This is a genomic window from Pseudescherichia sp. L3, from assembly GCF_024656065.1.
Lineage (GTDB): Bacteria > Pseudomonadota > Gammaproteobacteria > Enterobacterales > Enterobacteriaceae > Pseudescherichia.
On the sequence record NZ_JANKYC010000001.1, the window covers coordinates 1,074,081 to 1,100,477 of the forward strand.

Consider the following 26,397-nt stretch of genomic DNA (forward strand, 5'->3'; position numbering starts at 1 on the left):
CATGTCGCCACGCCATAGCGCCCCCTCACTCTACGAAATCCTCTACGGCAACTTCACCGGCGATCTCGACCTGATCCAGGTCAGTGAGCAGAACCAGACGATCCTGTCGGTGCTGGACAACATGCAGCGTATCCTGAACTGTCGCGCCGGAACGCTGGCGCATCTGCCGGACTACGGTCTGCCGGACATGACTAAAATCCTGCAGGGGATGCCGGGAAGCGCGCATCAGCTGATGGGAACCCTGTCAGCCGTATTGCTTAAATATGAGCCCCGGCTGAAGAAGATTGAGGTTGTCCTGCTGGACCAGACGATCCCTGGCGAGCTGCGTTATGCCATTGATGCTGAACTCAGAGGCGTCGGGCTCGTGCGGTATGGCACCGAGTTTATGCCGGAGGGGCGGGTATTGATCCGCCACCTGAAGCAACAAAACTATCTCAGTTAGAACACACGTCACTCAATTCACGGATACATCGATCATGAAACACACAGAACCCCGACATCTCCGGACGGGCGACGATCCGCGTCCGCTCCCTGACTTCATTGCGCTGCGCAATGAAATGAGCAAGCTGACGCATCCCGCCAGGCCTGATATCGACTGGCAGCGCATAGAGCAGCTCTCCCTTGCGCTGTTTGAAAAAAATGGCGTTGAGCTGCAGACAGGGGCCTGGTATACCCTGGCCCGCACTCATCTGGCGCGGGTGGCAGGCATGCACGAAGGGCTGAACATGCTTGCGGCAATGCTGGGCCATCGTTGGGCGCAGTTCTGGCCTCAGGCCAAACAGCCGCGTGCGGAAATTCTCTGTGGGCTGTTTCAGCGGCTGCATAAGGTGTTTCGCACCTTTACCCTGAGCGCTGAGGATTACCCGCAGCTTCAGCAGCTGGAGTCGACGCTAGATACGCTAAGTGACATTCTGGCCCGGCAGGCGCTGCAGCAGGTAAGTCAGATAGCGCCTCTGCTGCAACAGGTACGTCATGCATTAATGCACGTAGAGAGTGCTTCCGAGCCGCAACGGCTGGATACGATCCCGCAGGCGCAGGGTGCAAACGTTGAGGTGATCCACGAAACAGCACCTGCAGCAAAACGTGCCGGTGTTTTCCTGAGTGGGATGCTGACCGCCTTTGTGCTGAGTGCCGTGGGCTTTGCGGGCTGGTACTCTCTGATCCGCCCGGATGCGCTCACTGCGCTGCCGTACGATCGGGCGCTGAGCAGGACGCCGGATGCATCGCTGACCGGCTGGCATCAGGGCATGCTAACGCTGCAAAACCTGAGCGAGCGGCTCAATGCCCTTGATGGTCAAAAGGGAAAATACCTCACCGTCAGCGAGCTGAAGTCACAGGTGTTTGCCGCCACGCTGGCCTTTAACAAGACGGTGCCGGTAGAGGAGCAGCTCCGTCTGATGTCTGAGCAGCAAACGCCTGAAACGATCCCGGATGCGCAAAAACGGCAGGCGAAGCAGCACTTACAGCAGCTCATTACCTACTATTTCGCTCTAACGCGCGGCGTTACGCCTCGTCAGCAGCCATCGGCAGCGGCCAGCCACCGAGCCGTTTCCAGCGGTTGACGATCTCACAAAACAGCAGCGCGGTCTGTTCGGTATCGTACAGCGCGGAGTGGGCCTGGGTGCTATCAAACGACAGGCCAGCGGCTGTACAGGCTTTTGATAAAACGGTTTGCCCCAGTGCCAGCCCGCTGAGGGCAGCGGTATCGAAGGTCACAAAGGGGTGGAACGGGTTACGCTTGAGCGAGGCGCGCTCTGCTGCCGCCATCATAAAACCGTGATCGAAGGTAGCATTGTGGGCCACCATAATGGCGCGGTTGCAGCCGGAATCTTTAATTCCCTTACGCACCATCTTGAAAATCGCGTGTAGCGCATCGTATTCACTGACCGCCTCGCGCTGCGGATCGTTGGGATCGATGCCGTTGAACGCCAGCGCCTCGGGAACAAGGTTGGCACCTTCAAAAGGCGCAACCTGGAAGTGCAGGGTGCTGTCAGGCATCAGCCAGCCGTCGCTATCCATCTTTAGCGTTATGGCGGCAATGTCCAGTAGCGCATCGGTTTTGGCATTAAACCCGGCGGTTTCAACATCAATTACGACAGGGTAAAAACCACGAAAACGGTCGCAAAGACCGGTGAGCTGTGCGTTATCGGACATAGGATCTCTTAATACAGGAAAAAGCAGCGCGCATTATGGCAAACTTTGAGTGGGATTACATAGCGCAGATAAAACAACGGGCGCAGAGTGCGCCCGCAGGGATCAGTTACCCAGGCCGCGGCCCGCGTCTTTCTCTTCGATTAGCTCGATTTTATAACCGTCTGGATCTTCAACAAACGCAATAACGGTGGTGCCGCCCTTAACCGGACCGGCTTCGCGTGTCACGTTGCCACCGTTCTGACGAATGCGCTCGCAGGCTTCAGCTGCGTTTTCTACGCTCAGAGCGATATGACCATAGGCGTTGCCCAGATCGTAGCTATCCACGCCCCAGTTGTAGGTCAGCTCAATCACCGCTTCATCGCTCTCCGGGCCGTAACCCACGAAGGCCAGCGAGTACTTGTATTCGGTGTTTTCGCTGGTGCGCAGCAGCTGCATGCCCAGAACCTTGGTATAAAACTCAATGGAACGTTGCAGGTCGCCAACGCGCAGCATGGTGTGAAGTAAGCGCATAATATCCTCTTTCGTTTTTTTGCTCAGGCATTTAAGTCATAAAGTCTATTTTAGTATAGCGGCGGATCCCTGCCGCTATCAATGCCAGTGACGGTTACAGCGTCGGGTAGTCGGTGTAGCCTTCCGCGTCGCCGCCGTAGAAACTCTCCGGGCGCTGCGGGTTCAACTCGGCTTTGCGCTGCAGACGCTCTACCAGGTCCGGGTTAGCGATGTAGTCGCGACCAAAGGCCACCGCATCGATCAGCCCTTTGGCAATCAGGTTTTCCGCTTTTTCCGGGGTATAGGCACCGGCGCCCACGATCGGGCCGTGGAAACGCGCACGCACTTTTTCACGGAACGCATCGGTATAGGGCTGGCCACCGGCCCAGTCCGGCTCGGAAAGGTGCAGGTAGGCAATGCCGCGCTTAGCTAACTCTTCGATCAGGTAGAGCGCATCCGCCTCTTCGTTATCGCCATTGTCAGTGTTCTGGAACGTACCGATCGGGGAGAGACGGATGCCGATACGCTCTGCGCTCCACTCTTTGCTTACGGCGTCGACCACTTCCAGCACCAGACGGGCGCGGTTCTCAACGCTGCCGCCGTACTCGTCGGTGCGGTGGTTTGCGGACGGAGAGAGGAACTGGTGCAGCAGGTAGCCGTGAGCAGAGTGCAGCTCTACCAGGTCGAATCCTGCTTCGCGCGCGTTAGCCACGGCCTTGCGGAAATCGTCAACGATGCCCGGGATCTCACTGATGTCCAGCGCGCGAGGCGTAGAGGTATCGACGCGAATAGCGTTACCGTTCTCGTCACGCAGCGAGGTGCGGGTCCCGGCGTTAATGGCAGACGGAGCCACCGGGGCATTGCCGCCCGGCTGGATGCTGGCGTGAGAGATACGGCCGGTATGCCAGAGCTGCACAGCCATGTGGCCATTTTCAGCGTGAACGCCGTCGGTGATCTTTTTCCACGCCGCAACCTGCTCAGGGCTGTGCAGGCCAGGGGCACCGGCATAGCCTTTAGCCTGAGCAGAGATCTGCGTTGCCTCGCTGATGATTAACCCGGCGCTGGCGCGCTGACGGTAGTATTCACCCATCAGCGGAGTAGGGATATCGCCTGGCTCAATGCTGCGCAGACGCGTCAGTGGAGCCATAAAAACGCGGTTCGCCGCAGTAATCGCACCCACTTTCAGCGGGGTAAACAGTTTGTTCGACATAACATCTCCTGAATAGACCGGTCGACTAGTTAAAGGTCAAATAAAACGCCTGCGTTACTCAGGCGTGATAAGTATTGTTTTAGCATGTGCCACCGCGCTCTCTAGCGGTAGGGCACTGCGGGAAATCTTAGCCTGTAAATTGGCTCCCAGCCACAGGGCATAGAGAACCTGTCCCTGGGTCAGGGCATCGCCTTCAAATGCCAGACAGCGGGAACGACGCCCGTTCTCCAGCGCCTCGGCCAGCAGGGCGATAACCCGGCTTGCGCCTCTGTCCATTGCGCTACGCATATCTTCAGAGAGATCGCACACCTCAGCTGAAAGCTTCACCGTCAGGCAACCGCTAATGATCCCCTTCTGCGAGAACTGATTCAGCGTCTCCTGGAAATAGGCGATCAGCCGATCGCGGTAGTTACCGTTGCCGTGAGCAAAGTGGTGCGCCAGCCGCTGGTGATAGCCAACGTAGTGACGCTCAAGCATGGCCACGCCAAACGCCTCTTTTGAGCGAAAGTAGTGATAAAACGAGCCCTTCGGCACTTCTGCCGTTTTCAATAGCTCGCTGAGACCCATGCCGGTAAACCCTCGATGCATGCAGAGCTGCTCGCCGGTTGCCAGCAAATGTTCACGGGTATCATGTTCGGTATCTCTGTTCATAATGCTTACTGTAATAGACCATTCGGTCTAATGCAAGGGTTGCTTTCTGGCCTGAGGGCGTCTTCAATAGTTACTATTGATCGTTAACAGGAGGAAGGACGTGCCGGAACAGCTGGAGTTTTTCCCCATTGTAAGCCCATGCCGGGGAATCTGTCAGACCGACGAGCAGGGCTACTGCCGGGGCTGCCTGCGCAGCCGGGATGAGCGCTTTAACTGGCAGCGCATGAGCGATAGCGAAAAGCAGAACGTTTTACGTCTCTGCCATCAGCGAGCCCTGCGTAAAAAGCGTGCAGGTAGCCAGCCGGCTGGCGAAGAACCGCAGCAGCCCTCACTGTTTTAAGCGCCGTTTTCCGTATACTCTTTGCCTATCTCTTTGCAAAGAAAGGAAGCGGTTATGGTTCAGCGTATTACCCTCGCCCCTCAGGGGCCAGAGTTCTCCCGTTTTGTCATGGGCTACTGGCGTCTGATGGAGTGGAACATGTCCCCACGCCAGCTGGTCAGCTTTATTGAGGCACATCTGGATCTCGGGGTCACCACGGTCGATCACGCCGATATCTACGGCGGCTATCAGTGCGAGGCCGCCTTTGGCGAGGCGCTTAAGCTGGCTCCGCACCTGCGCGAGCGAATGGAAGTGGTCTCAAAATGTGGCATTGCCACCACCGCGCGTCCAGAGCACGTTATCGGCCACTACATCACCGATAAGCAGCATATTATTCACAGCGCCGAGCAGTCCCTGGCAAACCTGGCAACCGATCGCCTCGATCTGCTCCTTATCCACCGTCCCGATCCGCTGATGGATGCCGACGAAATTGCCGAGGCGTTTCTTCAGCTCCACCAGAGCGGCAAGGTGCGCCACTTCGGCGTCTCTAACTTCACGCCGGCACAGTTTGCGCTGTTGCAGTCGCGCCTGCCGTTCACCCTCGCGACGAATCAGGTTGAGATCTCCCCGGTTTACCAGCCGCTGCTGCTTGACGGCACGCTCGACCAGCTGCAGCAGCTGCGCATTCGTCCAATGGCATGGTCCTGCCTTGGCGGTGGAAGGTTGTTTAGCGATGAGGCTTTCCAGCCGCTGCGCGACGAGCTGGCTCAGGTCGCTCAGGAGATCAACGCAGAAACCATTGAGCAGGTGGTCTATGCCTGGGTAATGGCGCTGCCGTCGAAGCCGCTGCCGATTATCGGCTCCGGCAAAATCGAGCGCGTGCGTGCGGCCATTGCCGCTGAAGCGCTCACGCTTACCCGCCAACAGTGGTTCCGCATCCGCAAAGCCGCGCTGGGGTACGACGTACCCTGATAGCTGATTATCTGATTCTCCGGTGTTATCTGCATCTCTGGTTTAAACTTCAGGGATAACAGCCAATAACCGGAGAGCATATGAAGCGATTAAGCCTGGCCGTATTAACACTGTTAGCCTGCACCGGTGCGCAGGCTGCCAGTGAAGAGGTTGAAATGAACCTTGTCACTTCACAGGGCGTGGGGCAGTCCATCGGGACGGTGAAAATTACCGAAACGGATAAGGGACTGGAATTTGCGCCCGATCTTAAAGCGCTCCCGCCTGGCGATCACGGTTTTCACGTTCACGCCAAGGGGAGCTGTGAGCCTGCCATGAAAGAGGGTAAGGCCTCGGCGGCTGAAGCGGCCGGTGGGCACCTCGATCCGCACACGACGGGTAAACATGAGGGGCCAGAAGGTGCCGGTCATACGGGAGATCTGCCGGTACTTCAGGTCAATAACGACGGTAAAGCCACCCAGCCTGTGGTTTCACCGCGACTGAAGAAGCTGGATGAGGTGAAAAACAGAGCCCTGATGATCCACGTCGGTGGCGACAACTACTCCGACAAACCAGAGCCGTTAGGCGGTGGCGGGGCACGCTACGCCTGTGGCGTGATTAACTAATTAGGTTAGCATCCCCGGCGGTGGCGCTTGTACAAGCTGCGACAGTGAGATCTGTAGCCGCCAAATAAGCGCCGCCAGCTCTCGGGCCGCGGGTTGATGGTGGTGCGATAAGGTGTCGCAGATACGCTGTAGCTGCTGTAACGTGTTGGCCAATTGACGTTGGTTGACTCCTCGCTCGCTCATCACATCGCGTAACTGCGCAATGCAAATGTCTCTGACCCGGGAAAGGGGATCGGAGCGGGTTTCCCATTCGCGAAGCTGCCATACCACATGCGAGCAGTTGAGCAGCACTACCCCCCAACGTAAAAGCCAGCGGCGCGCCAGCGCATCCTGACTGTTGCTGAGCTGACTGATGTGATGATACGCCAGCGATTCAAACTCATATTCACTCTGCAAGGGGCGTCGGCTGAGCTGATCGACAAAGTCGCGACGCATGGCGCGTATACGGCGGCGGCTTTTCCGGGCGTCCGAGCCGGGGCGCAATATAGCGAACGCCAGCCAGGAGAGCGCCACCCCGACGATTTTTGCCGAGTTATCATTAAGAAAATCAGCAAAGTCGTATACCGGCGGATTGGTTACGGCGATAAACGATCCCATAAAAACAATCAGCTGCCCCCATAATCCCGCCAGCGTTGTCATTTGCAGTTTCAGTAACTGCATGGTTATCAGCAGTGGAAAAAGAAACAGTAAGAATTGCCAGAGATCGGTTATTTGCACCATCAGGCCGAATTTCACCCCAAAGCTGAATAACGACAGCAGCACGAGGGTACGCATCAGTAAAGTGAGAGATTTAAACGGCGTGGCGACGATGGAATAGAGTACGCAGCTAATCGCCGCCAGCGATAGCGCACTCGCACCGGACTCCCACTGCGTGCCAATACTCCATGCCCCCACCATCATTAACGTACAGAAGGTCCGCGTACCGCTCCATAAGGCTTCCATGCTATCGGTATGACGTGCCAGGCCATGGCGATATCTGGCAGTGTGCAACGAGACGGGCGTGCCGTTTTCCAGCGCTCGCAGCCAGCGGCTACTTTGCAGATAAAGCGTGCAGAAATAGCGTAGCCGTTGCCAGAAGGCGAGGTGGTGATAGTCGCTATCGTCGTGGGGACGCAGCGGGGCGATAATGCATGCGATGCGGTAAGCATCCACACGAGGAGTGGCGAGCGCAGAGAGCAGCTGTTCAACGATGTCACGGGTCTGGGGCGGCGGGCTGGGCCAGTTCAACAGCAGACGGCGAAGGCTGGAAATAACGCTGGTCAGCCGTAGCTGGTGGTGCAGCAGGGCGTTGAGCAGGGCATTCTGACGACGAAAGCGGTAATGACTCCAGAACGCCTGGATGCGTAGCAAATTCATCGTCAGGATCTGGTTGATGACCCCCTCATGCGCGGAACGAATGGCATCGTTGGTTTCAGGCTGCCAGAGCAGACCGGCGTGTTCCAGTAAGCGTGTATGCATGTTTTTCAGCGCAGTGAGCAGGGTGGTGCCATCCGAGGTGCTGGGCAGGATCATCATCATCACTCCGCCGCAAAGTATCCCCAACACCACCTCGCAAACGCGGGCCTGCGCGATATCCCACAGCTGGACGGTATCAATGAGATTAACGGTCGGGAAGGCAATAATGGCAGCGGTATAGCCTGACAGCTGAAAAGCGTAAGCGACGTTATTCGTAAAGTATGCGCAGGCCCAGGTACACAGGCCGAGCCAGGCCGCCATGCTGACCATGAAAAACCACGGTTCGTTTAAGGTATTACCGGCGATGATCAGCGCCGCCGTAGCGCCTAACAGACTGCCAGCAATACGCCCGAGGCTTTTACTGATGACGCCGCCCACCGTTGGAAAGCTCACCACGGCAGCGGAGGTCATCGCCCAGTATGGCTCATCCAGGTTAAAGCAGTAGGCGAGCGTTAAGGCAAGGCACATGGCAGTGGCGTTACGCAATGCATATCGCCATTGCCCGCTGGTCGCCTTAAACCAGGGGGTATTGCGCCAGCTCAACGACGACACATCCATTAGGGCTGACCAATTGCAACGCTGCACGTCGTACCGGAAATCAGCGTGATATCCTGGGGCAGTGAGTCAAACGCTATGCGCACCGGCACGCGTTGAGCCAGGCGTACCCAAGGAACATTGGGCTTGATGTCAGGTACCAGGCCCGAATCGCTCTCTACGCTTTGATCGTAGATAGCCCGCCCAATGCTGGATACGTGACCCTGTAACTTAACGTTGCTGCTATATAGCGTAATAACGGCCGGTGCGCCTTCGCGAATATGGCGCAGTTTTGTCTCTTCAAAATAACCCATAACATAAAAGGAGTGGCTATCGACGAGAGCAAATAAGGGCTTGCCTGTAGTAGCGTAGTCACCTGTGCGGGTCGAAAGATTGGTTACCCAGCCTGCCACCGGAGCGCGAAGGTCGGTTTGCTCAAGCTGCCACTGCGCGTTTTTCAAAGCCGCTTCGGCCGCTTCAACGGTAGACTTGGCCGCTTTAACGTTCAGATTGGCAGTATCCATATCTTCGGCGGAGATATAGTTGCGCGACAAATGCTGGCGGCGGCTGGCTTCGTTGGTGGCTTTTGCGAGGTCCGATCGCGCTTTAGCCAGCTCGGCTTGCGCATTAAGAATCGCTATGTTAAAAGGCGTTCTGTCAATGGTCAGCAGCAGGTCGCCAGCGTTGACGAACTGATTATCTTTAATCGTGAGTCGGGTTATGCTACCGGAAACCTGGGGCGTTATACTTACCTGCTCCGCGCGGACTTTGCCGTCGCGGGTCCATGGGGACTGCATGTAGTAGTTCCACACCCACCACCCTGCCAGCACCGCGACGACGGCGATCGCAACTGTTGAAAAATATTTAATTGTTTTAAGCGACATATTCACCACGTAACCAGCAATACGAAACTCAGAGAGACGCAAAGCGTAAAGATCGACAGATCCATCAGTAGGGGATGCCATATTTCCCCCGAATAGATCCAGTCGCGCAACAGACGATGTGCCACGAGCCAGATAATGAAACCGCAGGCGAACGCCTTGAAAAAGGGAGGGAAATAGAGCGATGCGCCGATCACCAGATCCTGTAAGGGCAATCCTGTTGCATTAAGCGTAAACGTCACAAATCGTAGTCCTTTGCATTAACTATCATTGTTTATAGGTTTAGCAAAATCTCGCCAACGCACTCCTTTTCTGCTCTAAGCTGATCGCGTCAGCTATAAGTAAAACAGGCAAGACGTTTGTTTTGAAAATATAAATATTGCACACTATTCTAAAATCAGCATAATAACTTAGCAAGCTAATTATAAGGAGATGAAATTGGAATCGCCATTGGGTTCTGATCTGGCACGTTTAGTACGTATCTGGCGTGCATTGATTGACCATCGCCTAAAACCTCTGGAATTGACGCAGACACACTGGGTAACGCTGCATAATATCCATCAGCTGCCGCCCGAACAGTCGCAAATTCAACTGGCAAAAGCGATCGGCATTGAACAGCCGTCGTTGGTGCGTACGCTGGACCAGCTGGAAGAGAAGGGGCTGATCTCTCGTCAGACCTGCGCCAGCGACCGTCGTGCAAAACGTATCAAGCTCACCGAGAAGGCCGCTCCGATCATTGATGAGATGGAGTCCGTTATCAATAAAACCCGGGGGGAGATCCTCGCAGGTATCTCTGCCAGCGAGCTGGAGCAGCTCATCAGTCTGGTGGGTCGACTTGAGCATAATATTATTGAGTTACAAGCGCGTGACTAACGCTGACAAGGGCCTTGCGAAAGCAGGGCTTTTTTATGGCGGGGCGTTTTGATAGTAGTCGATAGCAAAAGAAAGGGCCGCGACAGCGACCCCTTGAGAATAGTTAGCGTGGAGAGACAGTGACCTGGCTGCCGTTGCTTGCCATAACCACACGCTGGCCAGCCGCGAAGCGGGTATTACCCTGTTTCTGCACCACCATAATGGTGTTACCGTCGTCTTTGCGGATCTCCAGCTCTACACCCTGGCTTTTATTTACCGCGCCCTGCACGCCTTGACCGGCCACGCCACCTGCTACGGCACCTGCGGCGGTAGCCAGCGAACGGCCCGCGCCGCCGCCTACGGTGTTACCGAGGAAACCACCCAGTACCGCACCGCCCAGCGCACCAATGACGTTATTGTCATCCCCGCCCTGAATCTGCACCTGTCGCACATTGACAATGGTACCGTAAGTGACATTTTGCACCTGTTTAGCTTCGGATGCGCTGTAAACGTCCCCTGACAAGGTGCTGTCATTCGCACAGCCTGCCAGAGTGAAACCAATCAGGGAAACTGCCAGTGTACGTAAAATCATCTATGAATCTCCTGTTCACCTAAAACGCTCGGACGAGCATCCGTCATCTTTAAATTATATGGCATTTAAAGATAACAGGTCACACCTTCCGCCAAAACAATGCGAAAATAGTACGGTTGCAGAGCTTAACTTTACTTAAACAAGCCAAAAATGGACAACCATACCGGTACAAATTCGGACTGAAAAATCAAAATAGCGCTACACATATCCGGGGCAACCGCTTTAAGGTGGTGTCGTGAACTCAAGCCACGCAGACAGATAAGGACGGCATATGAAATCGGGTCGCTATATTGGCGTCATGTCAGGCACCAGCCTGGATGGGGTAGATGTTGTCCTCGCCGCAATTGACGATCGCATGGTGGCGCAGCAGGCAAGCCTGAGCTGGCCTATTCCCGTGTCGCTGAAAGAGGCCATACTCGCTATCTGTCAGGGTCAACAGCTGACGCTCTCTCAGCTGGGGCAACTGGATAGCCGGCTGGGCAAACTGTTTGCCGATGCCGTAATGGCGCTGCTGAAACAGGAGAACCTGCGACCACAGGAGATTGTCGCCATCGGCTGCCACGGCCAGACCGTCTGGCATGAGCCCTTGGGCGACGCGCCGCATACGCTACAGATTGGCGACAATAATCAGATCGTCGCCCGCACCGGAATTACGGTCGTAGGCGATTTTCGCCGCCGGGATATTGCCCTCGGCGGGCAGGGTGCACCGCTGGTGCCTGCTTTCCATCAGGCGCTGCTGGCGCATCCGGTAGAGCGGCGCATGGTGCTCAACATTGGCGGCATTGCCAATCTCTCTCTGCTCTTTCCTGGCCAGCCGGTCAGGGGGTACGACACCGGTCCAGGTAATATGCTGATGGATGCGTGGATCTGGCGGCAGAAGGGGCAGCCCTACGATAAGGACGCCCGGTGGGCAAGGGCGGGTAACGTCATCCGGCCGCTGTTGCAGCAGATGCTCAGCGATCCGTGGTTTGCCCGCCCGGCCCCAAAAAGCACCGGACGGGAGTACTTTAACTATGGCTGGCTGGAGCGTCAGCTCGCCCATTTCCCAGGGCTCTCAGGCAGCGATGTGCAGGCGACCCTGGCAGAGCTGACGGCAGTCAGCATTGCCGAGCAGGTGCTGTTGAGCGGCGGCTGCGAGCGTCTGCTGGTCTGCGGCGGCGGGGGGCGAAATCCGCTGGTGATGGCGCGACTCGCTAGCCTGCTGCCGGGCATTGAGGTAGGCACCACCGACGAAGCGGGCATCAGCGGGGACGATATGGAAGCGCTGGCCTTTGCCTGGCTGGCGTGGCGAACCATCGCCGGTCTGCCCGGAAATCTTCCCTCCGTGACCGGCGCCGCGCAGCCCAGCGTGCTTGGGGCCATCTTTCCCGCGAATCCACGGCATAATCAGACATAACCTAAATTCTGTTTTGTAACGAGACGTTAGACTAAAACAAAGCAGGGGCAGAGTCGTGATACGATCTGCCCCGGGATATGTTTTAGGACGGATCATGAAAAGATTATTGATTGCTTTATTACCCGTAATGCTTGCCGGATGTACGACCTACAACCAGTTTATGGAGCGTATGCACACCGACACGCTGACCTACCAGTGCGATGATGAAAAACCGTTGACGGTTAAGCTCAACCAGACCCGTCAGGAGGTCAGCTTCATGCTGGAAGATACGCCGCTGACGTTGCAGCAGGGCCTTTCCGCCTCTGGCGCGCGCTACACCGACGGAATCTACGTCTTCTGGTCTAAAGGGGATAACGCCACGGTTTACAAGCACGATCGCATTATCTTGAATAACTGCCAGCTACAAACCCCGCAGCGTTGAGATTTTTACACAGGCGGCGCACAATAGCGCCACCTGAATCTTTACGTAGCGAACGCCATGTCAGACAACAATTCAGACAACACCTCAGCCAACAATGATGCCAATAACAGCGAGCTGCAGCACATTGCACACCTGCGTCGCGAGTACATCAAAGGCGGCCTGCGCCGCACCGATCTTCCTGCCCAGCCGCTAGACCTTTTTGAACGCTGGCTTGCCCAGGCCTGCGAGGCCCGTCTTGCCGATCCCACGGCGATGGTGGTGGCGACGGTGGATGAGAAGGGGCAGCCTTACCAGCGTATCGTTCTGCTCAAACACTATGATGAAAAGGGGCTGGTGTTCTATACCAACCTCGGCAGCCGCAAGGCGCACCATATTGAAAATAACCCGCAGATCAGCCTGCTGTTTCCCTGGCACATGCTGGAACGCCAGGTCATGGTCATTGGCAAAGCAGAGCGTCTTTCGACGCTGGAAGTCGTGAAGTATTTCCACAGCCGCCCACGCGACAGCCAGATTGGCGCATGGGTCTCACAGCAGTCCAGCCGCATCTCTGCCCGTGGAGTCCTCGAAAGCAAGTTCCTTGAGCTTAAGCAGAAGTTTCAGCAGGGCGAAGTCCCGCTGCCGAGCTTCTGGGGCGGATTCCGTGTCAGCATCGATCAGATGGAGTTCTGGCAGGGGGGGCAGCACCGCCTTCACGATCGTTTTTTATACCAGCGTGAAAACAGCGGCTGGAAAATCGATCGTCTCGCGCCTTAATGGCTGAAAAATGTTGATTTAAGCGCTGGTACTCCGGGTTCCTGCGCTTTATTCTATCCCTCTTTCGTAACGAGCGAAAAGTCGTGTACCGGCAGAGGTGCAGCGTTAGATACATGGAGAATTTGATGGCAAGCGGTAACTTGATTAAACAATTGCAAGAGCGGGGGCTCGTGGCCCAGGTGACGGACGAAAATGCGTTAGCAGAGCGACTGGCGCAAGGCCCGATCGCGCTCTATTGCGGCTTCGATCCCACCGCTGACAGCTTGCATTTGGGGCATCTGGTTCCATTGTTATGCCTGAAACGCTTCCAGCAGGCAGGCCATAAGCCTGTGGCGCTGGTGGGTGGCGCAACGGGCCTGATTGGCGATCCGAGCTTTAAAGCCGCCGAGCGTAAACTTAACACGGAAGACACTGTCCAGGAGTGGGTGGATAAGATCCGCAAACAGGTTGCGCCTTTCCTCGACTTTGACTGCGGTGACAACTCGGCCATCGCGGCAAACAACTACGACTGGTTTGGCGGCATGAACGTGCTGACCTTCCTGCGCGATATCGGGAAGCACTTCTCTGTAAACCAGATGATCAACAAAGAGGCGGTGAAGCAGCGTCTGAACCGTGACGATCAGGGCATCTCTTTTACCGAGTTCTCCTATAACCTGCTGCAGGGCTACGATTTTGCCTGCCTGAACGAGCTGCACGGCGTGGCACTGCAGATTGGCGGTTCCGATCAGTGGGGTAACATCACCTCCGGTATCGACTTGACCCGTCGTCTGCATCAGAACCAGGTCTTTGGTCTGACCGTTCCGCTGATCACCAAAGCCGACGGCACTAAGTTTGGTAAAACCGAGGGTGGCGCGGTCTGGCTGGATCCGAAGAAAACCAGCCCGTATAAGTTCTACCAGTTCTGGATCAACACTGCCGATGCTGACGTTTACCGCTTCCTGAAGTTCTTTACCTTTATGGATATCGCGGAGATCAACGCTCTGGAAGAGGAAGATAAGAACAGTGGTAAAGCGCCGCGCGCCCAGTACGTGCTGGCTGAGCAGGTGACCCGTCTGGTACACGGCGAAGAGGGGCTGGAGGCGGCGAAACGCATCACCGCCAGCCTGTTCAACGGTACCCTGAGCGATCTGAGCGAGGCTGACTTCGAGCAGCTGGCCCAGGATGGCGTGCCGATGGTTGAAATGGAGAAGGGCGCGGATCTGATGCAGGCGCTGGTGGATTCTGATCTTCAGCCGTCTCGTGGCCAGGCTCGCAAGACCATCGCCTCTAACGCGGTCACCGTCAACGGTGAAAAACAGTCCGACGCAGAATATACCTTTACCGACAGCGACCGCCTGTTTGGGCGCTATACGCTGCTGCGTCGTGGTAAGAAAAATTACTGTCTGATCTGCTGGAAGTAATGCACTAAACACAGGGAGTGAGAAATCACTCCCTTATTTTTATGTCCGGGTAAGAAAATGAAGAATATCCTCGCTATCCGGAAAAGAGATGCATCGTCGCGCCCGGCGTTGCAGCATCAATAAAAAAAGCCGCTGATTTCTCAGCGGCTTTTTTGTTGGCTTGCGTTTCCCAGTACCGTTACGCGGAGGCTGTTTGAGACTCGGCTAACTCTTTCTCATCCATCTGCGTCATGCGGTTCAGCTTTGATGCGGTGAGCAGCATCAGCACCGCAATAACGGCAGTCACCATACCAATCTGCAGGAACACGCGGCCATAGATGTCCAGTGACATCAGCGGATCGGTCACATTTTCCGGGATAGCCATCATGTTAGCCACGTAGCCCGCAATCAGGTTTGCCCCGGCGGTGGTCAGGAACCAACTACCCATGATAAAGCCCATCAGACGCTGTGGAACCAGCTGGGCTACCATCGCCAGACCAAGGCCGGAGATCATCAGTTCACCGATGCTCTGGAAGGCGTAGCTCGCGATCAGCCAGCTCACAGAGACAATCCCGGCGTCGCTGGCAAATTTAGCCCCCAGCGGCAGGATCAGGAACGCGGCTGAGCAGAGCACCATCCCGAAGGCGAACTTAAACGGCATCGGCAGCGTGTCGCCCATTTTGGTATAGATAGCGGCCAGAATCGGGCTACCAATAATGATCCAGAACGGGTTCAGGGCCTGGTACTGCTCTGGCTCGAAGGCGATACCCAGAATAGAGTGCTCAACGTTACGAATGGCAAAGAAGTTCAGTGAGGTTGGCATCTGGCTGTAGAGAACGAAGAACACAATCGCCTGCAGCATCAGAATGAAGGCCACGATCATCTTACGACGCGCCGCGCCATGCATCGAGAAGGTCTCTTTGGCAAAGATGATCACGATACCCAGCGCCACAACCGCCAGTACCATACGGGCGATGCCCTGGTTGTGCAGCAGCCAGGTTGCAGCAGCGATCAGGACGACAACGCCAGCGATGGTGGCCAGCAGGCTACCAACGCGCAGCGGTTCAAAGTCTGGCTTCGAGCCGTACTGTTTAACCCAGCGCTTACAGAATAAAAAGTTTACGACGGTGATCAGCATCCCGACCACGCTCAGCGAGAAGGCCACGCTCCAGCCAAACTTCGCCGCCAGCCATGGGGTCGCCAGCATAGAGAAGAACGAGCCGATGTTGATGGACATGTAGTACATGGTGAAAGCGCCATCAAGACGCGGATCGTCCTTCGCATAGCAGGTAGAGAGCAGCGAAGAGGGGTTCGCCTTGAACAGACCGTTACCTACCGCAATGGTCGCCATACCCATATAGACAACAGCCGCATCATGGCCGGACCAGGCTACCAGTGCATAGCCGATCGCCAGCACAATCGCGCCCAGCAGGATCACGCGTTTGGTCCCGAGGATCTTATCACCCAGCCAGCCGCCGATGGCCACCAGGCCATATACCAGGGCGCTGAAGGAGGAGAACAGCGTAATCGAGTCGGATTCTGACATACCCAGCTGTTTCACCAGATATACCGCCATGATCCCTTGCAGGCCGTAGAAACCGAAACGCTCCCACAGTTCAATGGAGAAGATCAGGTAAAACGCCTTGGGCTGTTTGAAAGCGTTCAGGCTGACGCTCTCAGTTGGTTTGTTGTTTGCAGTCGACACATATACCTCTTTTTTTACATCCCATATTAACGGGGGTGTTCAGTGCGCAATGGCCAGAGTCCATCGAGCTTATAGTTATAAGGGAGGGGAAACGGCGGGTAATGTTCCCTATCCAGCACGCTGAGGCAATACCTTTGTAATAATCTGTTACATATAAACAGGTCGGTATAAAGCGCCAGTTGGAAGAATGTTATTCAGCGTTAAATTTCGGCTTTAGCATTTTGATAGTTTTTTCCACTAAATAAAACCGGCGCAGCAGGGGTTATGGCGATATGTTCTGCTATTCTGCGCTATAAGCAGCGTAATGGCCCACTATTGCTAAAAACGGTGGTTTAATCTACCGCTGATTGCTTATGGGATGCAGTCTGGTACAGGTGCCAGGCTAATCATTTAAACATTTTTTTAACCTGAGGCGGGTAGAGTGATCTCTATCACAAATGTATAGAAATTTTTTGTATTAAAAAAACGATTAACCTTAAAAAGTAATAACCAGCCGAGTTTTATCACGCTTTGCAGGAGCGTGAAAACATAAGCTGGCGTTATAAGAAGGAGAAGCAGCGAGGGAGAAAACTACGCGTAAACTTTGTCACGGTACTCGCACAGATCCTCGATAATGCAGGAGCCGCAGCGGGGTTTACGGGCGATGCAGGTATAGCGGCCATGCAGGATCAGCCAGTGGTGGCAGTCGACCTTGAACTCCGTCGGTACGACCTTCAGCAGCTTCTCTTCCACTTGCTCAACGTTCTTACCCGGAGCGAACTGCGTTCGATTACAGACGCGAAAAATATGCGTATCGACGGCAATAGTCGGCCAGCCAAAGGCGGTGTTCAGTACCACGTTGGCGGTCTTGCGTCCAACGCCGGGCAGTGCCTCTAGCGCAGCGCGATCCTCTGGCACCTCGCCGTCGTGCTGCTCCAGCAGGATCCGGCAGGTTTTAATGACGTTCTCGGCCTTGCTGTTAAACAGGCCGATGGTTTTGATATAGGACTTCACCCCCTCCACGCCAAGGGAGAGCATCGCCTCTGGCGTGTTGGCCACAGGGTAGAGCTTTGCCGTTGCCTTATTGACGCTGACGTCGGTGGCCTGGGCCGAGAGCAGAACCGCAATCAGCAGCTCAAACGGCGAGTTAAAGTTCAGCTCGGTGGTGGGGTGCGGGTTGTTATCCCGAAGACGGGTCAAAATCTCCAGGCGTTTTACTTTGTTCATCAGGCCTTCCCGGGCGTGGCAGAGGTGTCTACATTAGCGGTATCGACGGCAGGTGAAGCTACGTCTGCTGCCGCCTGGCGTTTTTTAGTCCGCTCATCGATCAGGTACTTCACTGCCAGCATCATGCCCAAGCCAATAAACGCGCCTGGAGGGAGCATCGCCAGCAGGAAGGGCGAATCGGTATGAAATACCTCAATGCGTAACACCTTCGCCCAGCTGCCCAGCAGACCATCCGCGCCGTCAAACAGCGTGCCGTTACCCAGCACTTCGCGCAGGGAGCCGAGTACGAACATGGCGCAGGTGGCCCCCATGCCGATGGAAAAGCCGTCCAGGGCCGAGAGCGCCGGACCTTTTTTCGCTGCAAAGGCTTCCGCGCGGCCTACCACAATGCAGTTGGTGACGATCAGCGGGATAAAGATCCCCAGCGACTGATAGAGACCAAAGGCATAGGCGTTGATCAGCATCTGCACCGCGCTCACCACCGAAGCGATGATCATGACGTAGATCGGAATACGGATCTCCGAGGGCGTCCAGCGGCGTAGGGCGGAGATGGTCAGGTTAGTTAAGGTCAGCACCAGCGTCGTCGCTAGCCCGAGGCCCAGGGCGTTAGTGGCGGTAGAAGTTACTGCCAGCAGTGGACACATCCCCAGCAGCTGTACCAGCGCCGAGTTATTTTTCCACAGCCCCTGAACAATAACGTCTTTAATTTCGCTCATGGTCTACTCTCCGCAAGAGGGTAAGGAATTAAGCTGGGCGGGTAGGGTTTGTGCATACAGGCCAGCACGCTTAACGGCGTTCACTACCGCCCTGGGGGTGATCGTCGCGCCGGTAAACTGGTCAAAATCGCCGCCGTCCTTCTTCACCGCCCAGTGGCTGTCAGACGCACCGGCAATGGTCTTGCCGCTGAAGGAGGTGATCCAGTTGGAGAGGCGCAGTTCGATCTTGTCGCCCAGCCCCGGCGTCTCATGATGCTCGGTGACCCGCGTCCCCAGCACCGTGCCGTTAAAATCCGCGCCAACCAGCAGCTGAATAGCGCCGGAGTACCCGTCCGGGGCCGTGGTTTCCAGCACCGCCGCCACGGGTTTGTCATCCTGGCGGGCGATATAGATCCGCCGTTCGCCCTTGCCCAGCTCCGGGGCGTTTACCAGAAAACAGCTCTGGCTAAGATCGTTATTATAGATATTGTCCGGTACTACCTGGTCGAACAGCGCCTTCTGCTGAATCGCAGCCTGTTCGGCAATGGTCGATTTGGTCAGCTGGGCGATGGCCGCCGTCAGGCCGGTAGAGCAGGCGGCGAAAAGGGCCAGGGTTACGCCGTGTTTCTGCATCGTCTTTAACATGGCTGCTCCTCAGCGATGGCCATACGCGCGCGGACGCGTGTAGTAGTCAATTAACGGCACGGTGATATTTGCCAGCAGCACCGCAAATGCCACGCCGTCCGGGTAGCCGCCAAAGCTGCGGATCAGCCACACCAGCACCCCGGTCAATGCGCCAAAGATCAGGCGGCCTTTGTTGGTCGTCGAGGCGGTGACCGGATCGGTGAGGATAAAGAACGCCCCCAGCATGGTCGCACCAGAGAAGAGATGCAGCGCCGGCGAGGCCAGGCTCTCAGGCGAGAACAGCCAGCCCAGCGTGGCGCAGAAGGCCAGCGTCACAAGGAAGCTAACCGGAATATGCCAGCGGATAGCACCTTTCCCCAGCAGGAACGCCCCGCCGAGCAGATAGGCAAGGTTGACCCACTGCCAGCCTGCGCCCGCCAGCACGCCGCTGTAGATGGGGTACTGCATAATCTGGTCGACGCTGTGTCCTGCATGCAGCGACGTTTTAAAGGTGTCCAGCGGAGTGGCCTGGCTAACCCCGTCGATGCCCATCCGCAGGGTATCCATGTTGGCACCGCCCGCGCTGTGGCCGGTAAAAATAACCTGAAGCGCGTCCATAAAGCCAGGCACGTTGGCGGCAATCTCATGCGGCGGTAGCCAGCTGGTCATCTGCACCGGGAAGGAGATCAGCAGTACCACATAACCGATCATCGCCGGGTTAAAGGGATTATGCCCAAGGCCGCCGTAGAGCTGCTTGGCAATAATCACGGCAAAAACGGTACCCAGAACCACCATCCACCAGGGGGCGAACGGCGGAATACTGATCGCCAGCAGCAGGCCGGTAAGCAGAGCAGAGTTATCTTTGAGGATGGCACCTGCATTTTGTTTACGTAGCGTAAGAACCAACCCTTCAGCGACGAGGGCGCTGATGCCTGCCAGTACGATCTGCACCAGCGTTCCCCAGCCAAAGAACCACGTCTGCACGGCGATACCGGGCAGGGCCGCGAGCAGAACCAGCATCATAATCCGTGATGTCTGGCGCTGATTGTGCGTATAGGGGGAGCTTGCGATTCGAAAAACCATCTATTCCTCGTTAACGGCCTGTTTTGCGGCTTTTTTAGCCTGAGCCCTGGCAATTGCCGCAGCGACGGCCGCTTTACGCGGATCGTCATTGGCCGCTGGGGTATCTACTATTTTATTGACGACCTTCTCGGCAGCCTGCTGCTGTGCTTTACGCGCTTTGGCGCGGGCGATGGCAGCGTCAACGGCGGCTTTACGCGGGTCGACCGCGGCGGCCGGCTCAGCGACTGCGGGTTCAGGCGCGGCTTCCGGAGCGGCTGTCTGAGCCGCTTTACGCGCTTTCGCACGGGCGATAGCGGCCTCGACGGCGGCTTTACGCGGATCGACGGGCTCGGCTGCTGTCTCTGCGGCTGGCTGTTGGGCTTTCTCTGCCTGACGGGCGCGGGCCTCGGCCTTGCGGGCTTCGCGAGCGGCAATCACTGCGCTATTGTCCGGCTCGGCACCGGCCTGAACCACCACCGGCTGGGCGGCGCGCTGCTGTTTCTCACGTACACGGGCCAGGGCGGCATTCACCGCATCCTTATCTTTGGCAGCGGGTTGGGCAGCGGACTTCTTATGACGCTCAAGTCGTGCCGCTTTCTCGCGCTCCAGCCGGGCCTGACGCGCTTCAAAACGGATTTTCGCCTCGGCGGCGCGCTTCTCTTCCTGGGCGATAGCGTAGATCTCGGCCTTCTCCTGGCGAAAATACTGCACCAGCGGAATATTGCTTGGGCAGACCCAGGCGCAGGCCCCGCACTCGATGCAGTCCGCCAGATTGTGGGCGGTAGCTTTATCGTGCTGCTGACCTTTACTGAACCAGTAGAGCTGCTGCGGGAGCAGATCCGCCGGGCAGGCATCGGCGCAGGCACTGCAGCGAATGCAGCCTTTCTCTTCCTGGGTCTCGCCCATTTCGCTGGCCGATGGGGCCAGCAGGCAGTTAGTAATTTTGACCACCGGCACGTCCAGCCACGGCAGGGTAAAGCCCATCAGCGGCCCGCCCATAATTACCAGCTGCTCGCCGGAGGGGCAAAAACCGGCTGCATCAAGCAGGTGGCGCACGGGCGTGCCCAGGCGCGCCCAGACGTTACCCGGCTGCGCAACGGCTTCGCCGGTCAGGGTCACGACGCGCTCGGTCAGGGGTTCGCCATCAACAACCGCCCGTTTAACGGCAAAGGCGGTTCCCACGTTTTGCATCAGTACGCCGATGTCCGACGAACGGCCGCCGTGCGGAACCTGCTTGCCGGTGAGGATCTGCGTGAGCTGTTTTGCGCCGCCGGAGGGGTATTTAGTGGGGATCACACGCAGCATGATGTCATGCGCATTCGCCAGCACCGCACGCAGCATTGAAATAGCCTGCGGCTTGTTATCTTCGATGCCGATCAGTACCTGGCGCGGCTGAAGAATATGCGCAAGGATACGGATGCCCTCGACGATCTGCGCGGCGCAGTCCTGCATCAGGCGATCGTCAGCGGTGATATAAGGCTCGCACTCTGCGGCGTTAATGATGAGGGTTTCAATTTTATCCCCGCCGCCCAGCAGTTTATTACCGGTCGGGAAGCCTGCACCGCCGAGGCCCGCTACGCCAAACTGGTGGATACGTTCAATCAGTTCGGCACGGGAACGGGAGCGATAGTCGCTCCAGCCGTCGCGCTCAATCCAGCGGTCTTCGCCGTCAGCATCAATAATGACGCTCAGCTCGGCCAGCGCCGACGGGTGCGCGGTTGAGTGGGGGGCAATCGCCACTACCGTCCCCGAAGTAGGGGCGTGTACCGGCAGCATACGTCCGCGACCGTGGGTCAGCGGCTGGCCGCGCAGAACGCGATCGCCCACGGCCACGCATAGCTCGCCCTCAGCGCCAATGTGCTGCTTCAAAGGAATGACGAAACGCCCCGCCAGCGGAAGCTGGCGCAGAGGCGTACCGTTTGACTGAGTTTTCATCTCCGGCGGATGGATGCCACCGTTGAAATCCCAGAGCTTATCTTTTTTAAACGCGGAGAATAACTTAAGCATGTTGTTCCACTGGAATAATGCGTACCGGAATGGTTTGCAGATCCCATTTCCAGCTTTCAGTCGTTGTCGCAACAGGACGCAGGTCGATACACTGCGTCGGGCACGGAGCAACACAGAGATTACAGCCGGTGCAGAGATCGCTGATGACCGTGTGCATGGCGCGGGTGGCACCGACAATGGCGTCAACCGGACAGGCCTGGATGCACTTGGTGCAGCCAATGCAGTTTGGTTCATCAATAACCGCCAGCATACGTACCGGCTCAGCGGCTTCGGCATCGTCACCAATTGGCTGCGGATCGACGTTTAACAGCGTGGCGATTTTAAGCATCACCGCTTCGCCGCCAGGCGCACAGCGGTTGATCTTCTCGCCCTGGCTGCCTACAGCCTCGGCATAGGGGCGACAGCCGGGGTAGCCGCACTGGCCGCACTGGCTTTGCGGCAGCAGGTTATCAATTTTTTCGACGACCGGATCGTCCTCCACCGCAAAACGGCGCGAGGCGTAGCCGAGAATAAGGCCAAAGATCAGCCCGAGCACGCTCAGGGCCGCAATGGCTATCCAGATAGCAGACATTACAGCTTCACCAGACCACTAAAGCCCATAAAGGCCAGAGACATTAAACCCGCGGTAATCAGCGCGATGGCGTTACCGCGAAACGGTGCCGGTACATCCGCCACCGCCAGACGTTCGCGAATAGCGGCAAACAGAACCATCACCAGCGAGAAGCCGACGGCAGCGGAAAAACCGTAGAGCGCCGACTGTAAAAAGTTATGGCCGAGGTTGATATTCAACAGCGCCACGCCCAGCACCGCACAGTTAGTGGTGATGAGCGGCAGGAAGATCCCCAGCAGGCGATAGAGCGCCGGGCTGGTTTTGCGGACCACCATCTCGGTGAACTGCACCACGACGGCGATGACCAGAATAAAGGCCAGGGTGCGCAGATAGATGAGATCGAGCGGAATAAGAACAAAGGTGTCGATCAGCCATGCGCAAATAGAGGCCAGCGTGAGCACAAAGGTCGTCGCCAGCCCCATCCCCATAGCAGTCTCCAGCTTTTTGGAGACCCCCATAAACGGACAGAGGCCCAGGAACTTAACCAGCACGAAGTTGTTAACCAGTACGGTTCCGACAAACAGCAACAGGTAATCAGTCATTATTCAGCCTGAAAAAAAGTAGCCGCCTATTATCGGATAAATCGATTCGGGCGACAACAGTACAACGAATAGGGTTATTTACGGGTTTACGAAGGTCTTCTTGACCCGCTGCGATCGCTTGAAATAGGGCACGATCAGGGCGGCAGCCAGCAGCGGAAACAGCAGCTGGCGCAGCGCCAGGGTATCCGACACCGGCGAAAACGCAAACGCCTTCAGCGCGAGCAGAATGGTGACCAGCAGCCAGATAATATAGTGCTTCGGCACCAGCCGACGGCGTTTAAAGAACGCGACGGTCAGCCACAGGGTGTAACCGCCCATGGCGACAGCAAAGATAAACGAGGTATACCACAGCGCTTTATCTCCGGCGATTTGGCCATTCAGTACGGCGGCCATCTCAGGCGTCAGCAGCACAGCAACAAAGCGTGCTACCACCAGCAGCGTTCCCAGCAAGGAGACCAGCAGCCACGCGAGCGGGGCCAGCAACCATCCTCCGATGCGTTCAGCGGGGCGTTCAGCAGGCGTTGCGGTCATATTGTTATCTCCCCCTGGCGTGGCTCAGTCTCTTTTGCAGGGCGAGAGTATAAAGCATTATACAGCGAATGCTACCCGCGCTATTTCCTACCGCACTCGGCGACAAATGAGCGCAGCGGCAAGCGTTTAAGAATAACGCGGGTGGACACTATTTTGCCTGAACGGTAGCGGCAGGTTCCGGCGGCTGGTAGTTATCAATATGGCTGGCAACCCCCAGCAGTATGGCACTCACGCCAAGCACAACCCACCCAGCTAATTCAATGATTCGGTTCATTATTCCAGACATACTTTTCTATTTCTCCCTGTATATAGAAATGGCATAGTATCGACGCAAAAAAGCCTCAGCAAGTAACAAACCATATTTTCGGCCTATTCGCAATTGGAACGTTAAAGTGTGCTACAGGATGTTTTAGATAAGTTATAAACTACGTATTATTGTGACAACTTTGTTGAGGATTGAAATATCCCCACGCACTGATGAGAGGCAGCACGATGAATGATAAAATTCGGGTCGGTTTAATTGGCTACGGTTACGCCAGCAAGACATTTCACGCCCCGCTGATTGACGGCACCTCGGGCATGGAACTGGCCGCGATCTCCAGCAGCGATGAGGCGAAAGTGAAGGCGGACTGGCCAACGGTGCCGGTCGTCTCTGAACCTAAACATCTTTTCAACGATCCCACTCTCGATCTGATTGTCATCCCGACGCCCAACGATACCCACTTCCCGCTGGCCAAGGCAGCGCTGGAGGCGGGCAAGCATGTAGTGGTGGATAAACCCTTTACCGTGACACTGTCACAGGCCCGTGAGCTGGATGCGCTGGCGAAATCGCTGGGGCGCGTGCTTTCGGTGTTCCACAACCGCCGCTGGGACAGTGATTTCCTGACGCTCAAGGCGCTGCTGGCCGACGGCGCGCTGGGTGAAGTCACCTATTTTGAGTCACATTTCGATCGCTTCCGCCCGCAGGTACGTAACCGCTGGCGCGAGCTGGCCGGCCCGGGCAGTGGCATCTGGTACGACCTGGGTCCGCATCTGCTCGACCAGGCGGTAAATATGTTTGGCCTGCCGGTGAGTTTAACTGTCGATCTGGCCCAGCTGCGCCCGGGTGCACAGGCCACGGACTATTTCCATGCGGTACTGAGCTATCCTCAGCGCCGAGTGGTGCTGCATGGAACGCTGCTGGCGGCGGCGGAGTCGGCGCGCTATATCGTGCATGGTACCCGGGGGAGCTACGTCAAGTATGGACTCGACCCGCAGGAGGAGCGGCTGAAAAACGGCGAGCGTCTGCCGCAGGAGGACTGGGGCTATGATATGCGCGACGGCGTGTTGACTCGCGTGCAGGGGGAAGAGGTGGTCGAGGAGAGCTGGCTCACCGTACCGGGGAACTATCCTGCCTACTATGCCGGTATTCGTGATGCGCTGAACGGCGTGGGCGAAAACCCGGTTCCTGCCAGCCAGGCGATTCAGATTATGGAGCTGATCGAGTTAGGCATGGAGTCAGCCAAACATCGTTCGACGCTCTGCCTGGCGTAACGCTGCCTGATATAACCAGTGTGCCGCCCATCCGGGCGGCACTATTTTACGCGGTGCGCAGGCTATCTTTTAACGCCTGTTTCTCTGCCGCGCTCAGGAACGACACCTCAAGACCGTTAATTTGTGCCTGACGAATCTGCGCCTGGCTCAGGCCTGCCTGCGGGGCCGCCACGCGATATTCATGAATAATATCTACGCCCTGAACTGCCGGATCGTCGGTATTAATTGTCGCCAGAATACCGTACTCAAGGAAGGTTTTCAGCGGATGCGCCTCCAGCGATGCGACGGTACTGGTCTGGATGTTGGAGGTCAGACAGGACTCAATGCCGATGCGCTGCTCGGCGAGGAAATCCATCAGGGCCCGATCCTCAATAGCCTTAACGCCATGGCCGATACGCTCCGCGCCCAGCTCGCGAATCGCCTGCCAGATGCTCTCAGGCCCGGCCGCTTCACCGGCGTGAACGGTAATGTGCCAGCCCGCGTCGCGGCCACGGTTAAAGTGGGTCAGGAACAGGCTGCCGGGAAAGCCCAGTTCATCGCCAGCTAAATCCAGCCCGGTGATGGCATCGCGGTGGGCCAGCAGCGCCTCCAACTCCTCAACGCAGGCGTCCTCGCCAAAGGTGCGGCTCAGAATACCGATCAGACGCGCCTGGACGTTAAAGGCCTCACTGCCCTGACGCACGCCCTCAATGACCGCTTCAACGACGCCCGCGACCGGCAGGCCATGGGTCATTGCCATATAGCGGGGGGAGAAGCGCAGCTCAACATAGTGCAGCCCGTTACGTGCGGCATCTTCCATGTTCTCAAACGCCACGCGACGGCAGGCCTCCAGCGAGGCCAGCACCTTGACGCCCCAGTCCAGTTTTGCCAGGAAGCTCACCAGATCCGGTTCGTTAGCGGTCACCTGGACGTGCGGACGCAGCGATTCAAGCGAGTCGGCGGGCAGGGTAAGAGAAAACTCACGGCCAAGGTCAAGAATGGTTTGCGCCCGGATGTTGCCGTCAAGGTGGCGGTGAATGTCGGTCAAAGGGAGATTAGCGTCAATCATGGTTGCACTCTTTTTTTAGATAAAGTGCAATTGATTATACAGCAGTTCACCACACTTCCCAAAATAGTCACCGCCCAGATAAATTTGACTGTTTTTTGCCCGCCATTTCTTGATTAAGAGAAACTGTGTGTATTGTTTCCAGATAAAAATAAGCTGCGTTAATGAGTTAACTAT

At 56.6% G+C, this 26,397-nt stretch carries 30 protein-coding genes; 11 read left to right on the forward strand and 19 right to left on the reverse strand.

Features of this window, described 5'->3' with window-relative positions; translation table 11 throughout:
• Nucleotide 1: 1 nt before the first annotated feature.
• Both tssE and NR795_RS05255 read left to right on the forward strand, forming a co-directional pair.
• Complete coding sequence (tssE, locus tag NR795_RS05250; RefSeq protein ID WP_257757422.1) at nt 2-442, forward strand: type VI secretion system baseplate subunit TssE; 441 nt, start codon at nt 2-4, stop codon at nt 440-442.
• A 34-nt stretch (nt 443-476) separates the two neighbouring features.
• Nucleotides 477-1,562 carry a VasL domain-containing protein gene (locus NR795_RS05255; RefSeq protein ID WP_257757423.1) on the forward strand — a complete coding sequence of 362 codons (1,086 nt, stop codon included), beginning with the start codon at nt 477-479 and terminating at the stop codon, nt 1,560-1,562.
• On the opposite strand, the gene rnt is transcribed toward NR795_RS05255, so the two are convergent.
• The 4 genes from rnt to NR795_RS05275 all read right to left on the reverse strand — a co-directional run bounded on the left by rnt (nt 1,504) and on the right by NR795_RS05275 (nt 4,504).
• Nucleotides 1,504-2,154, reverse strand: coding sequence for a ribonuclease T (gene rnt, locus NR795_RS05260; protein ID WP_144811863.1), 651 nt, complete (start codon nt 2,152-2,154; stop codon nt 1,504-1,506). The genes NR795_RS05255 and rnt overlap by 59 nt on opposite strands.
• A gap of 102 nt (nt 2,155-2,256) precedes the next feature.
• A complete protein-coding gene (gene gloA, locus NR795_RS05265; RefSeq protein ID WP_144811861.1) occupies nt 2,257-2,664 on the reverse strand; it encodes a lactoylglutathione lyase in 408 nt (135 codons plus the stop codon).
• 94 nt (nt 2,665-2,758) lie between these two features.
• The gene (locus NR795_RS05270) at nt 2,759-3,853 is read right to left on the reverse strand and encodes an alkene reductase (RefSeq protein WP_144811858.1); all 1,095 of its coding nucleotides are present in this window, start codon (nt 3,851-3,853) and stop codon (nt 2,759-2,761) included.
• A 54-nt stretch (nt 3,854-3,907) separates the two neighbouring features.
• On the reverse strand, nt 3,908-4,504 hold the full coding sequence (locus NR795_RS05275; protein ID WP_257757424.1) for a TetR/AcrR family transcriptional regulator: 597 nt from the start codon (nt 4,502-4,504) through the stop codon (nt 3,908-3,910).
• A 100-nt stretch (nt 4,505-4,604) separates the two neighbouring features.
• On the opposite strand from NR795_RS05275, the gene NR795_RS05280 reads away from it, so the two are divergent.
• From NR795_RS05280 to sodC, 3 genes are all read left to right on the forward strand, one after another.
• Nucleotides 4,605-4,844: a DUF1289 domain-containing protein gene (locus tag NR795_RS05280; RefSeq protein ID WP_042393803.1), complete on the forward strand. Its 240-nt coding sequence runs from the start codon at nt 4,605-4,607 to the stop codon at nt 4,842-4,844.
• A 54-nt stretch (nt 4,845-4,898) separates the two neighbouring features.
• Entirely contained in the window at nt 4,899-5,795 is an 897-nt protein-coding gene (locus NR795_RS05285) for an aldo/keto reductase family oxidoreductase (RefSeq protein ID WP_257757426.1), read from the forward strand.
• Between the two features lie 80 nt (nt 5,796-5,875).
• Nucleotides 5,876-6,397, forward strand: a complete 522-nt coding sequence (gene sodC, locus NR795_RS05290; RefSeq protein WP_144811850.1) for a superoxide dismutase [Cu-Zn] SodC — start codon at nt 5,876-5,878, stop codon at nt 6,395-6,397.
• Here the strand turns inward: sodC and NR795_RS05295 are convergent, their stop codons facing one another.
• From NR795_RS05295 to NR795_RS05305, 3 genes are read right to left on the reverse strand one after another with little or no spacing between them, the layout of a single operon-like run.
• On the reverse strand, nt 6,398-8,410 hold the full coding sequence (locus NR795_RS05295; protein WP_374543823.1) for an FUSC family protein: 2,013 nt from the start codon (nt 8,408-8,410) through the stop codon (nt 6,398-6,400).
• Nucleotides 8,410-9,270: an HlyD family secretion protein gene (locus tag NR795_RS05300; protein ID WP_257758270.1), complete on the reverse strand. Its 861-nt coding sequence runs from the start codon at nt 9,268-9,270 to the stop codon at nt 8,410-8,412. The genes NR795_RS05295 and NR795_RS05300 overlap by 1 nt, the downstream gene beginning before the upstream one ends.
• Before the next feature lie 2 nt (nt 9,271-9,272).
• Nucleotides 9,273-9,509 carry a DUF1656 domain-containing protein gene (locus NR795_RS05305; protein ID WP_257757428.1) on the reverse strand — a complete coding sequence of 79 codons (237 nt, stop codon included), beginning with the start codon at nt 9,507-9,509 and terminating at the stop codon, nt 9,273-9,275.
• Between the two features lie 190 nt (nt 9,510-9,699).
• Between NR795_RS05305 and slyA the strand changes: the two genes are divergently transcribed.
• Nucleotides 9,700-10,140: a transcriptional regulator SlyA gene (gene slyA, locus NR795_RS05310; RefSeq protein WP_286172063.1), complete on the forward strand. Its 441-nt coding sequence runs from the start codon at nt 9,700-9,702 to the stop codon at nt 10,138-10,140.
• 103 nt (nt 10,141-10,243) lie between these two features.
• Here slyA and slyB read toward each other — a convergent pair whose 3' ends face one another.
• Nucleotides 10,244-10,711, reverse strand: a complete 468-nt coding sequence (gene slyB / locus NR795_RS05315; RefSeq protein ID WP_042393782.1) for an outer membrane lipoprotein SlyB — start codon at nt 10,709-10,711, stop codon at nt 10,244-10,246.
• 271 nt (nt 10,712-10,982) lie between these two features.
• On the opposite strand from slyB, the gene anmK reads away from it, so the two are divergent.
• The 4 genes from anmK (at nt 10,983) to tyrS (ending at nt 14,681) form a co-directional block, all read left to right on the forward strand.
• Nucleotides 10,983-12,107, forward strand: a complete 1,125-nt coding sequence (gene anmK / locus NR795_RS05320) for an anhydro-N-acetylmuramic acid kinase (RefSeq protein ID WP_144811838.1) — start codon at nt 10,983-10,985, stop codon at nt 12,105-12,107.
• Nucleotides 12,108-12,201: 94 nt separating this feature from the next.
• Nucleotides 12,202-12,528 (forward strand): C-type lysozyme inhibitor, encoded by a 327-nt coding sequence (gene mliC / locus NR795_RS05325; protein WP_144811835.1) that lies wholly within the window; start codon nt 12,202-12,204, stop codon nt 12,526-12,528.
• A gap of 57 nt (nt 12,529-12,585) precedes the next feature.
• Nucleotides 12,586-13,281: a pyridoxamine 5'-phosphate oxidase gene (pdxH, locus tag NR795_RS05330; RefSeq protein ID WP_222890398.1), complete on the forward strand. Its 696-nt coding sequence runs from the start codon at nt 12,586-12,588 to the stop codon at nt 13,279-13,281.
• Between the two features lie 125 nt (nt 13,282-13,406).
• Nucleotides 13,407-14,681, forward strand: coding sequence for a tyrosine--tRNA ligase (gene tyrS, locus NR795_RS05335; protein ID WP_144811827.1), 1,275 nt, complete (start codon nt 13,407-13,409; stop codon nt 14,679-14,681).
• Between the two features lie 178 nt (nt 14,682-14,859).
• Here tyrS and dtpA read toward each other — a convergent pair whose 3' ends face one another.
• The 10 genes from dtpA to blr form a co-directional block, all read right to left on the reverse strand.
• On the reverse strand, nt 14,860-16,365 hold the full coding sequence (gene dtpA / locus NR795_RS05340; RefSeq protein WP_144811823.1) for a dipeptide/tripeptide permease DtpA: 1,506 nt from the start codon (nt 16,363-16,365) through the stop codon (nt 14,860-14,862).
• Nucleotides 16,366-16,935: 570 nt separating this feature from the next.
• Nucleotides 16,936-17,571, reverse strand: a complete 636-nt coding sequence (nth, locus tag NR795_RS05345; protein ID WP_257757433.1) for an endonuclease III — start codon at nt 17,569-17,571, stop codon at nt 16,936-16,938.
• Nucleotides 17,571-18,287 carry an electron transport complex subunit E gene (locus tag NR795_RS05350; protein ID WP_257757435.1) on the reverse strand — a complete coding sequence of 239 codons (717 nt, stop codon included), beginning with the start codon at nt 18,285-18,287 and terminating at the stop codon, nt 17,571-17,573. The genes nth and NR795_RS05350 overlap by 1 nt, the downstream gene beginning before the upstream one ends.
• Before the next feature lie 3 nt (nt 18,288-18,290).
• Nucleotides 18,291-18,911 (reverse strand): electron transport complex subunit RsxG, encoded by a 621-nt coding sequence (rsxG, locus tag NR795_RS05355; RefSeq protein ID WP_144811815.1) that lies wholly within the window; start codon nt 18,909-18,911, stop codon nt 18,291-18,293.
• Between the two features lie 9 nt (nt 18,912-18,920).
• Entirely contained in the window at nt 18,921-19,973 is a 1,053-nt protein-coding gene (rsxD, locus tag NR795_RS05360) for an electron transport complex subunit RsxD (protein ID WP_257757437.1), read from the reverse strand.
• Complete coding sequence (gene rsxC / locus NR795_RS05365; RefSeq protein WP_257757438.1) at nt 19,974-21,959, reverse strand: electron transport complex subunit RsxC; 1,986 nt, start codon at nt 21,957-21,959, stop codon at nt 19,974-19,976.
• Nucleotides 21,952-22,530, reverse strand: coding sequence for an electron transport complex subunit RsxB (gene rsxB, locus NR795_RS05370; RefSeq protein WP_042393745.1), 579 nt, complete (start codon nt 22,528-22,530; stop codon nt 21,952-21,954). The genes rsxC and rsxB overlap by 8 nt, the downstream gene beginning before the upstream one ends.
• Nucleotides 22,530-23,111 (reverse strand): electron transport complex subunit RsxA, encoded by a 582-nt coding sequence (gene rsxA, locus NR795_RS05375; protein ID WP_042393740.1) that lies wholly within the window; start codon nt 23,109-23,111, stop codon nt 22,530-22,532. The genes rsxB and rsxA overlap by 1 nt, the downstream gene beginning before the upstream one ends.
• Nucleotides 23,112-23,189: 78 nt before the next feature.
• Nucleotides 23,190-23,642 carry a DUF2569 domain-containing protein gene (locus NR795_RS05380; protein ID WP_144811807.1) on the reverse strand — a complete coding sequence of 151 codons (453 nt, stop codon included), beginning with the start codon at nt 23,640-23,642 and terminating at the stop codon, nt 23,190-23,192.
• Nucleotides 23,643-23,790: 148 nt separating this feature from the next.
• Nucleotides 23,791-23,916 carry a division septum protein Blr gene (blr, locus tag NR795_RS05385; protein ID WP_042393736.1) on the reverse strand — a complete coding sequence of 42 codons (126 nt, stop codon included), beginning with the start codon at nt 23,914-23,916 and terminating at the stop codon, nt 23,791-23,793.
• Between the two features lie 218 nt (nt 23,917-24,134).
• Here blr and NR795_RS05390 point away from each other — a divergent pair, with 218 nt between their 5' ends.
• Complete coding sequence (locus NR795_RS05390; RefSeq protein WP_257757440.1) at nt 24,135-25,175, forward strand: oxidoreductase; 1,041 nt, start codon at nt 24,135-24,137, stop codon at nt 25,173-25,175.
• Between the two features lie 46 nt (nt 25,176-25,221).
• Here the strand turns inward: NR795_RS05390 and add are convergent, their stop codons facing one another.
• Entirely contained in the window at nt 25,222-26,223 is a 1,002-nt protein-coding gene (add, locus tag NR795_RS05395; RefSeq protein ID WP_257757441.1) for an adenosine deaminase, read from the reverse strand.
• Between the last annotated feature and the right edge of the window lie 174 nt (nt 26,224-26,397).

Coding starts and splice junctions, on each gene's coding strand:
- tyrS (WP_144811827.1), top strand. CDS start 13,407: ATGGCAAGCGGTAACTTGATTAAACAATTGCAAGAGCGGGGGCTCGTG.
- slyB (WP_042393782.1), bottom strand. CDS start 10,711: ATGATTTTACGTACACTGGCAGTTTCCCTGATTGGTTTCACTCTGGCA.
- NR795_RS05300 (WP_257758270.1), bottom strand. CDS start 9,270: ATGTCGCTTAAAACAATTAAATATTTTTCAACAGTTGCGATCGCCGTC.
- NR795_RS05255 (WP_257757423.1), top strand. CDS start 477: ATGAAACACACAGAACCCCGACATCTCCGGACGGGCGACGATCCGCGT.
- NR795_RS05275 (WP_257757424.1), bottom strand. CDS start 4,504: ATGAACAGAGATACCGAACATGATACCCGTGAACATTTGCTGGCAACC.
- rsxA (WP_042393740.1), bottom strand. CDS start 23,111: ATGACTGATTACCTGTTGCTGTTTGTCGGAACCGTACTGGTTAACAAC.
- NR795_RS05350 (WP_257757435.1), bottom strand. CDS start 18,287: ATGAGCGAAATTAAAGACGTTATTGTTCAGGGGCTGTGGAAAAATAAC.
- rsxG (WP_144811815.1), bottom strand. CDS start 18,911: ATGTTAAAGACGATGCAGAAACACGGCGTAACCCTGGCCCTTTTCGCC.
- blr (WP_042393736.1), bottom strand. CDS start 23,916: ATGAACCGAATCATTGAATTAGCTGGGTGGGTTGTGCTTGGCGTGAGT.
- nth (WP_257757433.1), bottom strand. CDS start 17,571: ATGAACAAAGTAAAACGCCTGGAGATTTTGACCCGTCTTCGGGATAAC.
- rnt (WP_144811863.1), bottom strand. CDS start 2,154: ATGTCCGATAACGCACAGCTCACCGGTCTTTGCGACCGTTTTCGTGGT.
- anmK (WP_144811838.1), top strand. CDS start 10,983: ATGAAATCGGGTCGCTATATTGGCGTCATGTCAGGCACCAGCCTGGAT.
- rsxD (WP_257757437.1), bottom strand. CDS start 19,973: ATGGTTTTTCGAATCGCAAGCTCCCCCTATACGCACAATCAGCGCCAG.
- add (WP_257757441.1), bottom strand. CDS start 26,223: ATGATTGACGCTAATCTCCCTTTGACCGACATTCACCGCCACCTTGAC.
- rsxC (WP_257757438.1), bottom strand. CDS start 21,959: ATGCTTAAGTTATTCTCCGCGTTTAAAAAAGATAAGCTCTGGGATTTC.
- pdxH (WP_222890398.1), top strand. CDS start 12,586: ATGTCAGACAACAATTCAGACAACACCTCAGCCAACAATGATGCCAAT.
- sodC (WP_144811850.1), top strand. CDS start 5,876: ATGAAGCGATTAAGCCTGGCCGTATTAACACTGTTAGCCTGCACCGGT.
- tssE (WP_257757422.1), top strand. CDS start 2: ATGTCGCCACGCCATAGCGCCCCCTCACTCTACGAAATCCTCTACGGC.
- NR795_RS05285 (WP_257757426.1), top strand. CDS start 4,899: ATGGTTCAGCGTATTACCCTCGCCCCTCAGGGGCCAGAGTTCTCCCGT.
- NR795_RS05390 (WP_257757440.1), top strand. CDS start 24,135: ATGAATGATAAAATTCGGGTCGGTTTAATTGGCTACGGTTACGCCAGC.
- mliC (WP_144811835.1), top strand. CDS start 12,202: ATGAAAAGATTATTGATTGCTTTATTACCCGTAATGCTTGCCGGATGT.
- NR795_RS05295 (WP_374543823.1), bottom strand. CDS start 8,410: ATGGATGTGTCGTCGTTGAGCTGGCGCAATACCCCCTGGTTTAAGGCG.
- gloA (WP_144811861.1), bottom strand. CDS start 2,664: ATGCGCTTACTTCACACCATGCTGCGCGTTGGCGACCTGCAACGTTCC.
- rsxB (WP_042393745.1), bottom strand. CDS start 22,530: ATGTCTGCTATCTGGATAGCCATTGCGGCCCTGAGCGTGCTCGGGCTG.
- NR795_RS05270 (WP_144811858.1), bottom strand. CDS start 3,853: ATGTCGAACAAACTGTTTACCCCGCTGAAAGTGGGTGCGATTACTGCG.
- slyA (WP_286172063.1), top strand. CDS start 9,700: ATGAAATTGGAATCGCCATTGGGTTCTGATCTGGCACGTTTAGTACGT.
- NR795_RS05380 (WP_144811807.1), bottom strand. CDS start 23,642: ATGACCGCAACGCCTGCTGAACGCCCCGCTGAACGCATCGGAGGATGG.